General features: G+C 75.1%; 13 protein-coding genes and 2 pseudogenes. 8 read left to right on the top strand and 7 right to left on the bottom strand.

The window, feature by feature from the left end; genetic code table 11:
* Positions 1 to 117: 117 nt before the first annotated feature.
* A complete protein-coding gene (locus AB0910_RS18500; RefSeq protein WP_366745666.1) occupies positions 118 to 921 on the top strand; it encodes a CPBP family intramembrane glutamic endopeptidase in 804 nt (267 codons plus the stop codon).
* A 4-nt stretch (positions 922 to 925) separates the two neighbouring features.
* Here AB0910_RS18500 and AB0910_RS18495 read toward each other — a convergent pair whose 3' ends face one another.
* The 5 genes and pseudogenes from AB0910_RS18495 to AB0910_RS18475 form a co-directional block, all read right to left on the bottom strand.
* Positions 926 to 1,756, bottom strand: coding sequence for a PhzF family phenazine biosynthesis protein (locus AB0910_RS18495; RefSeq protein ID WP_366745665.1), 831 nt, complete (start codon positions 1,754 to 1,756; stop codon positions 926 to 928).
* A 288-nt stretch (positions 1,757 to 2,044) separates the two neighbouring features.
* Positions 2,045 to 4,447: an excinuclease ABC subunit UvrA gene (locus AB0910_RS18490; RefSeq protein ID WP_366745664.1), complete on the bottom strand. Its 2,403-nt coding sequence runs from the start codon at positions 4,445 to 4,447 to the stop codon at positions 2,045 to 2,047.
* 55 nt (positions 4,448 to 4,502) lie between these two features.
* On the bottom strand, positions 4,503 to 4,919 hold the full coding sequence (locus AB0910_RS18485) for a VOC family protein (protein WP_366745663.1): 417 nt from the start codon (positions 4,917 to 4,919) through the stop codon (positions 4,503 to 4,505).
* 10 nt (positions 4,920 to 4,929) lie between these two features.
* Positions 4,930 to 5,349 carry a helix-turn-helix transcriptional regulator gene (locus tag AB0910_RS18480; protein ID WP_366745662.1) on the bottom strand — a complete coding sequence of 140 codons (420 nt, stop codon included), beginning with the start codon at positions 5,347 to 5,349 and terminating at the stop codon, positions 4,930 to 4,932.
* A gap of 90 nt (positions 5,350 to 5,439) precedes the next feature.
* Positions 5,440 to 5,547, bottom strand: a pseudogene (locus AB0910_RS18475) (VOC family protein); the annotation flags it as partial.
* A gap of 2 nt (positions 5,548 to 5,549) precedes the next feature.
* On the opposite strand from AB0910_RS18475, the pseudogene AB0910_RS18470 reads away from it, so the two are divergent.
* The 6 genes and pseudogenes from AB0910_RS18470 to AB0910_RS18445 all read left to right on the top strand — a co-directional run.
* Positions 5,550 to 5,726, top strand: a pseudogene (locus AB0910_RS18470) (DUF3291 domain-containing protein); the annotation flags it as partial.
* 90 nt (positions 5,727 to 5,816) lie between these two features.
* On the top strand, positions 5,817 to 6,467 hold the full coding sequence (locus AB0910_RS18465) for a PadR family transcriptional regulator (protein ID WP_366745661.1): 651 nt from the start codon (positions 5,817 to 5,819) through the stop codon (positions 6,465 to 6,467).
* A gap of 226 nt (positions 6,468 to 6,693) precedes the next feature.
* Positions 6,694 to 7,359 (top strand): O-methyltransferase, encoded by a 666-nt coding sequence (locus AB0910_RS18460; RefSeq protein ID WP_366745660.1) that lies wholly within the window; start codon positions 6,694 to 6,696, stop codon positions 7,357 to 7,359.
* Between the two features lie 292 nt (positions 7,360 to 7,651).
* A complete protein-coding gene (locus tag AB0910_RS18455; RefSeq protein ID WP_366745659.1) occupies positions 7,652 to 8,170 on the top strand; it encodes a Clp protease N-terminal domain-containing protein in 519 nt (172 codons plus the stop codon).
* 140 nt (positions 8,171 to 8,310) lie between these two features.
* The gene (locus tag AB0910_RS18450; protein ID WP_366745658.1) at positions 8,311 to 9,354 is read left to right on the top strand and encodes a DMT family transporter; all 1,044 of its coding nucleotides are present in this window, start codon (positions 8,311 to 8,313) and stop codon (positions 9,352 to 9,354) included.
* A gap of 362 nt (positions 9,355 to 9,716) precedes the next feature.
* The gene (locus AB0910_RS18445; RefSeq protein ID WP_366745657.1) at positions 9,717 to 10,712 is read left to right on the top strand and encodes an EamA family transporter; all 996 of its coding nucleotides are present in this window, start codon (positions 9,717 to 9,719) and stop codon (positions 10,710 to 10,712) included.
* A gap of 64 nt (positions 10,713 to 10,776) precedes the next feature.
* Here the strand turns inward: AB0910_RS18445 and AB0910_RS18440 are convergent, their stop codons facing one another.
* Together AB0910_RS18440 and AB0910_RS18435 are read right to left on the bottom strand one after the other, a co-directional pair.
* Positions 10,777 to 11,421 (bottom strand): FMN-binding negative transcriptional regulator, encoded by a 645-nt coding sequence (locus tag AB0910_RS18440; protein WP_366745656.1) that lies wholly within the window; start codon positions 11,419 to 11,421, stop codon positions 10,777 to 10,779.
* Positions 11,421 to 12,128 carry a pyridoxamine 5'-phosphate oxidase family protein gene (locus AB0910_RS18435; RefSeq protein ID WP_366745655.1) on the bottom strand — a complete coding sequence of 236 codons (708 nt, stop codon included), beginning with the start codon at positions 12,126 to 12,128 and terminating at the stop codon, positions 11,421 to 11,423. The genes AB0910_RS18440 and AB0910_RS18435 overlap by 1 nt, the downstream gene beginning before the upstream one ends.
* Before the next feature lie 34 nt (positions 12,129 to 12,162).
* On the opposite strand from AB0910_RS18435, the gene AB0910_RS18430 reads away from it, so the two are divergent.
* A complete protein-coding gene (locus AB0910_RS18430) occupies positions 12,163 to 13,497 on the top strand; it encodes an aminotransferase class I/II-fold pyridoxal phosphate-dependent enzyme (protein ID WP_366745654.1) in 1,335 nt (444 codons plus the stop codon).
* Positions 13,498 to 13,541: the final 44 nt, after the last annotated feature.

Here is a 13,541-nt window from a genome sequence, read left to right as displayed (position 1 = left end):
GGCGCGCCGCCGAGCCGCCGGCCCGGCCGGGTCGCACGGCGTTCGCACAGACACCCGGCGTAACTTGTGCACGTCGGCCGCGTGCGCCGATCCAGACGCGTACCCGTGGAGGCCGGTGTGCAGGTGGAGGCAGGGCCCGTGACCGAACCCCGTCCCGGAGACACGACCCTCACCCGCAGAGCCCTGCGGACCGAGACCCTGATCGTGCTGGCGCTCTCCCTCGGCGCGAGCGGCGTGTCCGCGCTCATCAGCTTCATCGGCTCCGCCACCAAGGGCGGCTCGCTCAAGGACCAGGCGGCGAACCTCAACGCGTCTGCGGCGCCAGGACGCCCGTGGCTGGACCTCACCTGGCAGCTGTTCGACATCACGACGGCCCTTGTGCCCGTCGCCCTCGTCGCCTACCTGCTGTTCCGCGAGGGCAGCAGCCTGCGCGCGATCGGCTTCGACCGGCGCAGGCCCGGCTTCGACCTGGGCTGGGGCGCCGCGATCGCCGCCTGCGTCGGCGGTGTGGGCATCGTCTTCTACCTCTTCGCGCAGGGTTCCGGCGCCAACCTGACGGTGGTGCCCGAGTCGCTGCCCGACGTGTGGTGGAAGTACCCGGTGCTGGTCGTCTCCGCCGTGCAGAACGCCGTGCTCGAAGAGGTCGTCGTGGTCGGCTACCTGCTGCGGCGGCTCGACCGCCTCGGCTGGACGCCGGTGGCGGCGCTCGCCGGGAGCGCCGTGCTGCGCGGCTCGTACCACCTGTACCAGGGGCTCGGCGGCTTCGCGGGCAACCTCGCGATGGGCGTGGTCTTCGTCCTGCTCTACCGCAGGTGGGGCCGGGTGGGACCGCTGGTCGTCGCCCACTCCCTGATGGACATCGGCGCCTTCGTCGGCTACGCGCTGCTCGCCGGGCACGTCAGCTGGCTGCCGACGCTCTGACGGCTCACCCGGCGGGCGGCCCCGCAAGCAGCTCGCCGTCGATCACGGTGACGGCCGTGCCCGTCAGGAGCGTACGGTCCCCGCGCAGCGACGTGACCACGCGCCCGCCGCGGGCCGACGCCTGGAAGCCTGTCAGGGTCTCCCGGCCGAGCCTGGCCGACCAGAACGGCGCGAGGGCCGTGTGCGCGCTGCCCGTGACCGGGTCCTCGACCAGGCCGATGTTCGGGTAGAAGGTGCGCGAGACATACGCGTACCCCTCGTCGGGACGCGCGGCGGCCGCCGTGACCACCACGCCGCGCTCCGAGAGGCGCCGGAGCGCGCCGACGTCGGGCGTGAGCTCTCGTACGGTCCGCTCGTCGGCCAGCTCGACCAGCAGGTCGCCGAGCCGCTCCGACGTGGCGTGCACCGAGACGGGCGCGGCGCCCAGCGCCTCCTCCGCGCCTTCGGGGACCGGGAGCGGCGTCAGCTCCGACGTGGGGAAGTCCAGCGTGATGCGGCCGTCCGCGTGCGCGTCGGCCGCCAGCACGCCGGAGAGCGTGCGGAAGCGCACGGTCCCCTCGGCGAGGCCGGTGGAGCACAGCACGTGCGCGGTGGCGAGGGTGGCGTGGCCGCACAGGGCGACCTCGGCCCCCGGCGTGAACCAGCGCAGCGCCCAGTCGGCGCCGCCGCCCGGCGGCAGCGGGTGCGCGAAGGCGGTCTCGGACAGGTTCACCTCGGCCGCCACCTGCCGCAGCCAGGGGTCGGCGGGGAAGCCGGCGGAGCCGAGCAGCAGCACCCCGGCCGGGTTGCCGGCGAAGGGGCGCTCGGCGAAGGCGTCGACGATTCGGATACGCATGGCCACGACCATAGGCCGCGCGTCCGGGCCCATGCCGGGTCGCGCCGGGCGGCCCCGGGCGGGCGGCGCCCCGCGGCCAGAAGGTCACCGGCCAGGCCCGGCCGGAGACCGGGCAAGGACCAGGGCGAGCAGGCCGGGGAAGCGGCGGTCGAGGCCCTCCCCGCTAACCCGGACGCGGCGGCAGCTCGCCGCCGACTCCGTGGCCCGTCCGGCCCGGGTGCGGGCGGGGCGCTGACGGCGGCCGGTGCCGGTACGCGCGCCCGGCCCCCGGCCCGGGGGCGCGCCGCGTCAGGCGCCGACGTACGCGGCGAGGTGTTCTGCCGTGCGCGTCGCGCGGGCGGCGATCAGGCCGGCGGGGGTGCCCTCGAAGACGAACCGGCCGCCGTCGTGGCCCGCGCCCGGGCCCAGGTCGATGATCCAGTCGGCGTGGGCCATCACCGCCTGGTGGTGCTCCACGACGATCACCGACGTACCCGAGTCGACCAGGCGGTCGAGCAGCGCGAGCAGCTGCTCGACGTCCGCAAGATGCAGGCCCGCCGTCGGCTCGTCCAGCACGTACACGCCGTCACCGCCCTTCGCGGGCTTGTGCGCCGCCAGCTTGAGCCGCTGCCGCTCGCCGCCGGAGAGCGTGGTCAGCGGCTGCCCGAGCTTGAGATACCCGAGCCCCACGTCCGCCAGCCTGCGCAGGACGGTGTGGGCGGCGGGTGTGCGCGCCTCGCCCGCGCCGAAGAACTCCCCGGCCTCGGCCACCGACATCGCCAGCACCTCGCTGATGTCGCGCCCGCCGAGGCGGTGTTCGAGCACAGAGGCCTGGAACCGGCGCCCCTCGCACTCCTCGCACGTGGTGGCCACCGCACCCGTCGTCGCCAGGTCCGTGTAGATGACGCCGATGCCGCCGCACGCCGGGCACGCGCCCTCCGAGTTGGGGCTGAACAGCGCGGGCTTCACCCCGCCCGCCTTGGCGAACGCCTTGCGCACCGGGTCGAGCAGCCCGGTGTACGTCGCGGGGTTGCTGCGCCGCGAGCCGCGGATCGGGCCCTGGTCGACCGACACCACGCCGGGGGCGCCTGCGATCGACCCCTGCACCAGCGAGCTCTTGCCCGAGCCCGCGACACCGGTCACCACCGTCAGCACCCCGAGCGGCACGTCCACGTCGACCCCGCGCAGGTTGTGCGTCGTCGCGCCGCGCACCGGCAGCGTCCCGGTGGGCCTCCGTACGGACTTCTTGACGGCCGCGCGGTCGTCGAAGTGGCGCCCCGTGAGCGTGCCGCTCGCCCGCAGCGCCTCTACCGTGCCCTCGAAGCAGACCGTGCCGCCGTCGGCGCCCGCGCCGGGACCCAGGTCGACGACGTGGTCGGCGATTGCGATGGTCTCCGGCTTGTGCTCCACCACCAGCACAGTGTTGCCCTTGTCGCGCAGCCGCAGCAGCAGGGCGTTCATCCGCTGGATGTCGTGCGGGTGCATGCCGACCGTGGGCTCGTCGAAGACGTACGTGACGTCGGTGAGCGACGAGCCGAGGTGCCGCACCATCTTGACGCGCTGCGCCTCGCCGCCCGACAGGGTGCCCGCGCGCCGGTCGAGGGAGAGGTAGCCGAGGCCGATCTCCACGAACGAGTCGAGGATGCCGCGCAGCGCGTCGAGCAGCGGCGCCACAGCCGTGCGGCCCCGCAGCCCGCCGACCCACTCGGCCAGGTCGCTGATCTGCATCGCGCAGGCGTCGGCGATGCTCTTCCCGGCGATCCTGGACGACCTGGCGCCCTCGTTCAGCCGGGTGCCCGCGCAGTCGGGGCAGGTCGCGAACGTGACCGCGCGGTCCACGAACTCCCGGACGTGCGGCTGCATCGCCTCCCTGTCCTTCGACAGCATCGACTTGCGGATGCGCGGCACCAGGCCCTCGTAGGTCATGTTGATCCCGGCGATCTTCATCCGGGTCGCCTCGCGGTACAGGAAGTCGTGGAGCTCCTTCTCGGTGAACTCGCCGACCGGCTTGGCGGGGTCGTAGAAGCCGGACTCCGCGTAGAGCCGGGCGTTCCAGCCGCCGGTGTAGCCGGGGACGGTGATCGCGCCCTCGGCCAGCGATGTGGAGCCGTCGTAGAGCCGGGCGGGGTCGATGTCGGAGACGGAGCCGCGGCCCTCGCAGCGCGGGCACATTCCGCCGGTGCGCCGGAAGGTCGCCTTCACCGCGTTGCGGTCACCGCGCTCCACGGTGATCGCGCCGCTGGCGCTGACCGAGGCGACGTTGAAGGCGTACGCGCCCGGCGGGCCGATGTGCGGCTCGCCGAGGCGGCTGAAGAGGACGCGCAGCAGCGCGCCCGCGTCGGTCGCCGTGCCGACGGTGGAGCGCGGGTCGGCGCCCATCCGCTGCTGGTCGACGACGATCGCGGTGGTCAGCCCCTCCAGCACGTCGACGTCGGGCCGCGCGAGGGACGGCATGAAGCCCTGCACGAAGGCCGGGTAGGTCTCGTTGGTCAGCCGCTGGGACTCGGCGGCCACCGTGCCGAACACCAGCGAGCTCTTGCCGGAGCCCGAGACTCCGGTGAACACCGTGAGGCGGCGTTTGGGGATCTCGACGCTCACGTCCCTGAGGTTGTTCACCCGCGCGCCGTGCACGCGGATCAGGTCGTGGGTGTCGGCTCGGCGGGGCTCCGGTCTGCGGGGCTCAGGCGTGCGGGCGTTCCTGTCGGCGGCCATGGGGTCCTGTTCTCCGTTCCTGGCGTACGTGCGGTGTGCCGGGCGGGCCGCGCCGTCAGCCCGTACGCGGCTGGGTGAAGCGCAGCATGTTGCCCGCGGGGTCGCGGAAGGCGCAGTCGCGGACGCCGTACGGCTGGTCGATCGGCTCCTGGAGGACCTCGCCGCCCGCGGCGCGGATGTGCTCGAAGGTGGCGTCGCAGTCCTCGGTGCCGAAGATGACACCCCGCAGCAGGCCCTTGGCCAGCAGCTCGGCCATGGCTCTGCGGTCGGCCTCCGAGGCGTTCGGGTGCGCGAGCGGGGGTTCGAGGACGATGGCCACGCCGGGCTGTGACGGTGAGCCCACCGTCACCCACCGCATCCCCTCGAAGCCGACGTCGTTGCGCACCTCAAGGCCCAGGACGTCCCGGTAGAAGCCGAGCGCCTTGTCGTGGTCGTCGACAGCGATGAAGCACTGGGAGAGTGTGATGTCCATGCGCATCAAGCTACGGGCGGGATGCCGCTTCTGCTTCTCCGTTCCTGACCGGTCGCGTGTGGAGCCGCGCGACGCAGGCCGGGATCGCGGCGCCCTCGTCGTGGCGGCGGGCCCGGTAGGCGCTCGGGCTCGCGCCGACGAGCTCGGTGAAGCGTGAGCTGAAGGACCCGAGCGACGTACAGCCGACCGCCCAGCAGACCTCCGTCACCGACAGGTCCCCGCGGCGCAGCAGCGCCTTCGCCCGCTCGATCCTGCGCGTCATCAGATAGCTGTACGGCGTCTCGCCGAAGGCGGCACGGAAGCTGCGGGAGAAGTGCCCGGCCGACATGAACGCGCCGCGCGCGAGCGCGGGCACGTCGAGCGGCCGCGCGTACTCCCGGTCCATCCGGTCACGGGCCCGGCGCAGCCGGACGAGGTCCTCCAGATCCATGCCTCCACCCTCGCACGGGCCACCGACAACGACGCTCGCTGCCCGCGCGGCCCGCCCCCGCCGTGCGCTGCCGGCGGACGGCTCGGCGCGTCAGTCGATGCAGAACTCGTTGTCCTCGATGTCCAGCATCGAAATGCACGCGTCGTCGCCGTCGTGGAGCGTCTGCACGTGCACCGCGCCGAGCGGGACCAGGCGGGCGCGTCCTCTGGTGGGCCCCCGACGGCGTGACACCCACCTGGCGCGACGGCGTCGTTAGGCCCGAGCACCTCCACCACCACGGCTCCGCGCCGCACGCCTCCACCTTCCGCCACGCGTTCGCCCCGGACGGCACCGCGGCGGCGACGAGTTCCGGCAGGTCGGACAAGGATTGTCGTTGAGGGGTTTCCGATATATCGTTGAGCCATCGCGATCGGTCTTCGATCGAACGCGGAAGGTTGTGCGACAGCCAAGGGAGAAGGAGTACCGACATGCAGGGAGCACACGGATACGAGCACGGACGGGGTCACGGGCATGAGCGCGGGCCCGGGTTCGGGGGGCCCTGGGGGCGCGGGGGGTTCGAGGGGTGGCGTGCCGCCTTCGGGCCGTTCGGGCCGGGGTTCGGCGGGCCCGGCGGGCCGTTCGGCGGCGGTCGCGGACGTGGCGGCGGCCGGGGGCGCGCCCGCAGGGGCGACGTACGCGCCTCGATCATCGCGCTGCTCAAGGAGCGGCCGATGCACGGCTACGAGATGATCCAGGAGATCGGCGAGCGCAGCGGCGGGGCCTGGCGGCCCAGCCCCGGCTCGGTCTACCCGACCCTCCAGCTGCTGGAGGACGAGGGGCTCATCGCGAGCCGCAGCGAAGGCGGCAAGAACCTCTTCACACTGACCGACGCCGGACGCGCCGAGGCCGATTCGGTCCCCGACGCGCCCTGGGAAGACGCGGGCAGGGGGATCGACTGGGAGACCATGAACGAGATCCGCCAGGCCGGGTTCGGCCTGATGGAGGCGTTCGGGCAGGTCTGGAAGACCGGCAGCGCCGACCAGCGCAAGAAGGCGCTCGGGGTCATCAACGAGACCCGCAAGAAGCTGTACCTGATCCTCGCGGACGACGACGAGGACGCGGCGGGCGACGAGGACTGACCCTCCTCGATCGCCCGCGTGACGGTCCGCCGGCGACGCCGGGGGAGACGGGCGAGGGGATCGCGACGGGGGAAGGAACGGGAGGCGGCAGGGCTCCGCGGCCGTGCGCCGTGGGGCCCTGCCGGTCTGCGGGCGGGGGAGTGCTTACGGTGCATGCGCCGGGGCAGGTGCACTGCCCGTGCCAGAGCCGCGCCGCACGGGGCGCGCGAGACGGACGAGGAGTCGTATGAGCGAGACATGGACCGCGGTGGACGCATATCTGGGCGACTGCCTCGTGCCGCGGGACGAGGCGCTCGACGCCGCGCTGCGCGCCGGCGAGGCGGCGGGTCTGCCGCCCATCAGCGTCACACCCCACCAGGGGAAGCTGCTGCACCTGATCGCGCAGATCCAGGGCGCGCGCCGGATCCTGGAGATCGGCACGCTCGGCGGCTACAGCACCATCTGGCTCGGGCGCGCGCTGCCCGACGACGGCCACCTCGTGACCCTGGAGGCCGACCCCGTCCACGCCGACGTCGCGCGCAGGAACCTCGCCCACGCGGGGCTCGCCGGCCGGACCGAGGTGCGGCTCGGGCCCGCGCTCGACACCCTGGCCGCGCTCGTCGAGGAGGCCGTCGACCCCTTCGACCTGGTCTTCATCGACGCGGACAAGCCCAACAACCCGCGCTATCTGGAGTGGGCGCTCAGGCTGACCCGGCGCGGCAGCGTGATCGTCGGGGACAACGTCGTACGGGGCGGCGCCGTGGCCGACGCGCGGACGGCCGACCCGGGGGTGCGCGGCATCAGGGAGTTCCTGGAACTGACAGGACGCAACCCGCGCCTGTCCGCCACCGCGGTGCAGACCGTCGGCGCGAAGGGGTACGACGGGTTCTCGCTGGCGCGCGTCATCGCCTGAGCCGGGCCGCGGGTCGCGGGCTGTCGGCCGCGGGGCGTCGGCCGCGGGGCGTCGGCTGGGGCTGCGGGCTGGGAGCTGCCGGCCGCGGTCCGCGGGCCGGGCGCCGCGGCGCCGGGCCCGCGCCGGCTCCGGGCGCAAGGCGGCGCGAGGGTTTCCGCCGATACGGGGGTCCGTACTCCCCGATCTCCTCCGCAAGGATGACAAGCCGCGCGGCCCCGCCCAACCAGTGACGGACGGGCGGATGCTTCCCGCCGGGGATGCCCCGGTGGCGTGAAACTGATGGGGTGGAAGCGTGCGATGCCCTGTCCCGCGGGGGAGCGGAAGCCCCGGCGCCGTCCCCGTCGACCTCGACACCCGGATCACCGTGGAGCTCTCCTCGGTGGTCGCGGGCGCCCGCAGGCGCGCCCACCGGGACGGCGACGGGCAGCTCGACACCGCCCATCTGCTGCATTCGCTCCTGGAGTCCGACCCCGAGGTGCGCGCCGTGTTCGGCGACGGCGGGCAGGCGGCCCGGGTGCTCGGCTACCTGGTCCAGCGCAGCATCGGCTATGGCCTGCGCTGGCACGGCACCGTCGAGGACTCGGGCGCTGTGCCGCGCGTGACGCCGACGGGCCGCGGCGGCTGGTCGCCCGCGGCTGCCGCCGCGCTGGAGCACGCCCAGGCCCGCGCGTCCGGTGACGGCGCCCGCCCGGCCCACGGCGTCGACCTGCTGGCGGGGCTCGCCGCCGACCCGGAGTGCCGGGCCGTCGAGGTCCTGGCCAGGGCGGGCGTCGACGCGGAGGAGCTGGCCGGCCGGCTCGCCGAGGTGTGACGCGCCCCGGCGCCGCGAGCCGGGGCGCCGTACACCGGCCCGCCGTACACGGATCGTCCTGGGCGAGACCGCCGCGCACCGGGCCGTCGTACAGGGGTCATGGTGGTTACGGTCCTGACGCGGGCTGTCATGATGGCGTCATGCCTCTCACCCAGGGCGATCCGCCCGGCGGCCGGGGCGGCAGCCTCGGCCTCGCACTCGCGTCCGCCGTGGCCTTCGGCGGCTCCGGTGTCGCCGCCAAACCGCTGATCGAGGCGGGCCTCGACCCGCTGCATGTCGTCTGGCTCCGGGTGACGGGCGCCGCCCTGGTGATGCTGCCGGTGGCCGTCCGCCACCGGGCGCTGTTGCGGCGCAGGCCCGCGCTGCTCGCCGGATTCGGGCTGTTCGCGGTGGCGGGCGTCCAGGCGTCCTACTTCGCCGCGATCTCCCGCATCCCCGTGGGCGTCGCGCTGCTCATCGAGTACCTGGCGCCCGCACTCGTGCTGCTCTGGGTGCGCTTCGTCCAGCGCAGGCCGGTGTCCCGGTCGGCCGCCGTCGGCGTCGTGCTCGCGGTGGCCGGGCTCGCGTGCGTGGTCGAGGTGTGGTCGGGGCTGAGCCTGGACGCGCTCGGGCTGCTGCTCGCGCTGGCCGCCGCGTGCTGCCAGGTCGCGTACTTCGTCCTCTCGGACCACGGCAGCGGCGGCTCCGACGGCGCCGACCCGCTGGGGGTCATCGCGTACGGGCTGCTGTTCGGCGCGGTCGTCCTGACGGCGGTGGCCCGGCCCTGGGAGACGGAGTGGGGCGTGCTGGGCGGCAGCGCCCGGATGGACGGCACCCCGGTCGCCGCCTGGCTGCTGCTGTGCTGGATCGTGCTGATCGCCACTGTCGTCGCGTACATGACCGGTGTGGTCTCGGTGCGGCGGCTGTCGCCGCAGGTCGCGGGCGTGGTGGCGTGCCTTGAGGCGGTGGTCGCGACAGTGCTCGCCTGGGTGCTGCTCGGCGAGCACCTGTCAGGGCCACAGCTCGCGGGCGGTGCCGTGGTGCTCGTCGGCGCGTTCGTCGCACAGCGCGGCACGCCAGGCAGGCCCGTGGAGAGCGTCGTGGCGACGGGCGGTGCGCCGTCGGAAGCGGGGCAGGGGCCGGGGGCCGCAGGCGAACCCGCCGTGGTGGACGAGCGGTTGTCCGGCGGCGGCCACGGCACGTAGGCTGCGGATCATGCATTCGACCGTGCTGCCGCCGCCCGCCGCCTGACGCGGGCGGACACCACCGACGACGCGAGGGTCCCGGGCAGTCCCCGGGCCGGTTCGTCGCTGCCCGCGTACCCGGGAGCAAGCGACCAGTCCGCGCGTTTCGTCCACGGAGCACCCACGTGTCGAGTTCGTCCCGCCCATCGGCCTCTTCTGCCTCGGCCTCCCCTTCGTCTCCGGCTTCTCCGGCCTCTCCGCCATCCCCTCCTTCTTCGGCTTCTCCGGCCTCCTCGGCCGCCGTTTCCGCCGCCTTCGCTGCGTCGGCCGCTTCCGCCGCGGCCGTACCGCCGTCGCCCGTCGTCACTCCGGCCGCCGCGCCCGTGCCGCAGCGGGGCGCGGGCGCGCTCTCCGTCGGGCGCGGGCTGCTGTTCCTGACCGTCGCCGGGCTCGCCTGGGGGACGGCGGGGGCCGCGGGCACGCTGGTGTACCGCGTCAGCGACCTGAGCCCGTTCGCCCTCTCGTTCTGGCGCTGTGCAGGCGGCCTCGCCCTGCTGCTCGGGGTGCTCGCGCTGCGCGGGCGGCGGCGCGGGGCCCCGGGCGCCGCGCGGCGCGGCCCGGCCGAGCCGGTACGCCGCCGGATGCTGCGGATCGCCGGCTCGGGGCTCGCGTTCACGGTCTTCCAGACCGCCTACTTCGCCTCCGTCCACTCCACGGGGCTCGCCGTGGGTACCGTCGTCACGCTGGGCGCGGGCCCCGTCTTCATCGCGCTGGGCGCGCGGGTGCTGATGGGGGAGCGGCTGGGCGCCGGCGGACTGCTCGCCGTAGCGGGGGCGCTCGCCGGGCTCGGCGTGCTGACGCTGGGCGGGAACGGCGCCGGCTCCGCCGCCGTACGGCCCGCGGGGGTGGGGCTCGCGGTGCTGTCCGCCGCCGGGTACGCCGCGATGACCCTGCTCACCCGGTGGCTCGGCCGCGCGGGATCGCGGTCGGACGCCACCGCCACCACGGCCTGGGCCTGCGCGATCGGGGTGGTGACACTGCTGCCGTTCGCCCTGGTGTCCGGTGGGGGCGTGCTGCCGCACACCACGCGTCCTTCCGAGGTGGTGTGGCTGCTGGTGTACGTGGCGGCCGTGCCGACCGCGCTCGCCTACGCGCTCTACTTCGCGGGCGCCGCCGTGGTGCGGGCCGCGACCGTCTCGGTGGTCATGCTGCTCGAACCGGTGAGCGCCGCGGTCATCGCCGTCGCGCTGCTGGGCGAGCGGCTCACCGCTGCCACGGTGGCCGGCACGCTGCTGCTGCTCGCCGCGGTGGTCTGCCTGACCGCGGCAGAGGCGCGTGCGGCACGCCGCCGCAGGCGCGCCCCGCTCGCCGCCGGGTGAAGCGGGCGCCCCGCGCCCGGTCTCCGGGCGCGGGGCGCGGCCCCTCAGTCCCCCAGCGGGCCCGTCAGTCCCCCGAGCGTGCCCGGGCGTGGTGGGTGAGCGCCGCCGCGTCCCGCGGCGCGCCCCGGGTGCGCAGGCCTTCGGCCGTGCGCTCCTTCACGTCCTCCGGCTTGTGCGCGCCGTACTTGAACTTGGCCCGTACGCCCGTCACTTCGAGGCGCAGCGCCCTGATGCCCGGCAGCATCCGGCCGAACGGCCGCTCGCCCGGGGCCACCCGGGCCGTGACGCCCTCCTCCTGGAAGTGCCCGACCTGCCGGTTCAGCAGCCTCGCCTTCTCCGCGGGGTCGTCCACCACCTGTGCTCGGCAAGCCAGTTGGACCGCAGCGTAGAAGCTCGTCGGCGTCCCGTGCTCGGGCGGGGCGCCGTCCGCCGCCTGCCAAGGCCCCGGTATGTACGCGTAGTCGTCGACCACGCTCAGCAGCACGTGCGGTGACGCGTCGAGCGCGGCCCACAGCGGGTTGGGCCGCGCGAGGTGGGTGACGGCCTCGCCCAGCTGCCCCGCGCCCGGGTCGTACGCGAAGTGCAGCGGCTGGACGAACGGCGGCTCGCCCGGCAGGCCGTTGACGGCGAGCTGCCCGAAGTCGTGCTCCGCGAGCCACAGGCGCCAGCTCCGCTCGTCACGCGGCGCGTCCCAGGGGTGGACCAGCATCAGGACACCGCCCCCGCCAGATAGCCGGGCAGCCCGATCCCCGGGGCGAGGTCCTCGGCGGGGACCGGTGTCCCGTGCGTCCGCGCGACGGGGACCACGCCGCTCCAGTGGGGCAGGGCGAGGTCCTCGGGCTCGTCGCTCGGGCCGCCCGTGCGGACCTTGGCGGACACCTCGTCCAGATCGAGCCGCACGACCGCGGTGGCGGCCAGCTCCCTCGCGTTCGCCCTGCGGGAGTCGGCGGCACGGCCCGGCACGATGTGGTCGACGATGGCGTCGAGCGCGGTGCGCCGCTCCGCCTCGTCGGTGACCTGGCGGGCCACCCCGTGCACCACCACCGAGTGGTAGTTGACGGAGTGGTGGAACGCCGACCGAGCCAGCACGAGGCCGTCGACCTGGGTGACCGTCAGGCACACCGGCAGTCCCGGGACCGCGCCGCGGCTCGGCCCGCCCGCCGCGCGCAGCGGGCGCGAGCCGGTGGAGCCGTGCACGTACAGCCGCTCGCCGATCCTGCCGTACAGGGTGGGGAGCACCACCGGCGCGCCGTCCCGCACGAACCCCAGGTGGCAGAGGTACGACGCGTCGAGCACCCGGTGCACGAGCTCCCTGTCGTACCGCGCGCGGTCCCGGGCGCGGGTGGGCACGGTGCGGCCGCTCGCGCGGTACTCGCTCGCTTCGGGGGAGGGCGCCCCGGTGTCCGCTTCCGACATGACGACTCCATTGCACTAGTGCATACTGTTCTTTGTGCTAGGAGAATATCGAATCGAGGGCCGCCGCGCAGCCGAGATCGCGGCGAGCGTGGAGCACGGGGTCGCGTCCGGCGCCCTGGCGCCGGGTGGACCGCTGCCGCCCCTGCGGGAGTTGGCGGGCGATCTGGGGGTCAATCCGAACACCGTCGCGGCCGCGTACCGCATCCTGCGGGAGCGGGGCGTGATCGAGACGGCGGGCCGCAGGGGCAGCCGCGTACGGCACCGACCCGCCAGCACCCCCCGCGGCTCGCTCGGCGTGGAGACCGCCCCCGGCGTGCGCGACCTCTCCGACGGCAACCCGGACACCGCCCTGCTGCCCCCGTTGGAGGGCGCGCTGGCCGCCGCGGCCCGCCGCAGCGCGGAGCACCCCACCCTCTACGGGCACAGGGCGGCGGTCGACCCCGGCCTCGACCGCCTCGCCCGCGCGGGTTTCGACGCCGACGGCGTCCCGCCGGGGCCCATCGGGGTCGCGTCCGGCTCGCTCGACGTCATCGAGCGGGTGCTCGCCGCCCACCTCAGGCCCGGCGACGGCGTGGCCGTGGAGGACCCGGGCTGGGGCAGCCTGCTCGACCTGGTGCCCGCGCTCGGTCTGCGGCCCGTGCCGCTCGGCGTGGACGACGAAGGCCCCCTCGCAGGCGACCTGGCGCGCGCCCTGGACTCGGGTGTCCGCGCCGTCGTCGTCACCGACCGGGCGCAGAACCCCACGGGCGCGGCGATCGGCGCGGCCCGCGCCGCCGAGCTGCGCGCCCTGCTCGCCTCCCACCGCGAGGTGCTGCTCGTCGAGGACGACCACGGGCACGCGATCGTCGACGTGCCGCTGTATCCGCTCGCCGGTACGACGGACCACTGGGTCCTCGTCCGCTCGGTCGCCAAGGCGTACGGCCCCGACCTGCGGCTCGCGGTCTTCACCGGGGACGCGCTCACCGTGGACCGGGTGATGGGGCGCCAGCGGCTCGGGCCCGGCTGGATCAGCACCCTGCTCCAGCGCGCCGTCGTGGCGCTGTGGGAGGCGGGTGCGGTGGACGTGCCCGCGGTGGCCGCCGCGTACGGGGCGCGCCGCGACGCCCTGGTGCGGGCGCTCGCGGAGCGCGGCGTCATGGCGTACGGGCGCAGCGGGATGAACGTATGGGTGCCCGTGCGGGACGAGACGGGCGCGGTGGCGCGGCTGCTGCGCGCCGGGTACGCGGTGGCGCCTGGCGCGCGGTTCCGCACCGGCTCGGCGCAGGGGGTGCGGATCACCGTGTCGTCGCTCGCGGCCGGTGACATCGCGCCGCTCGCCGACGCCGTCGCCGCCGCGGCGGGCCCTGCGCCCGCGCGCAGCTACGGGTGAGGCGCCCGGGGCGCGGCCGGCCCCGTCCTCTCCCCACGAGAGGA

The sequence above is a fragment of the Streptomyces sp. NPDC047002 genome, assembly GCF_040704505.1.
Classification (GTDB): domain Bacteria; phylum Actinomycetota; class Actinomycetes; order Streptomycetales; family Streptomycetaceae; genus Streptomyces.
Note: the sequence above shows the minus strand (reverse complement) of the source record. Positions and strands in the feature narration are given on the sequence as shown.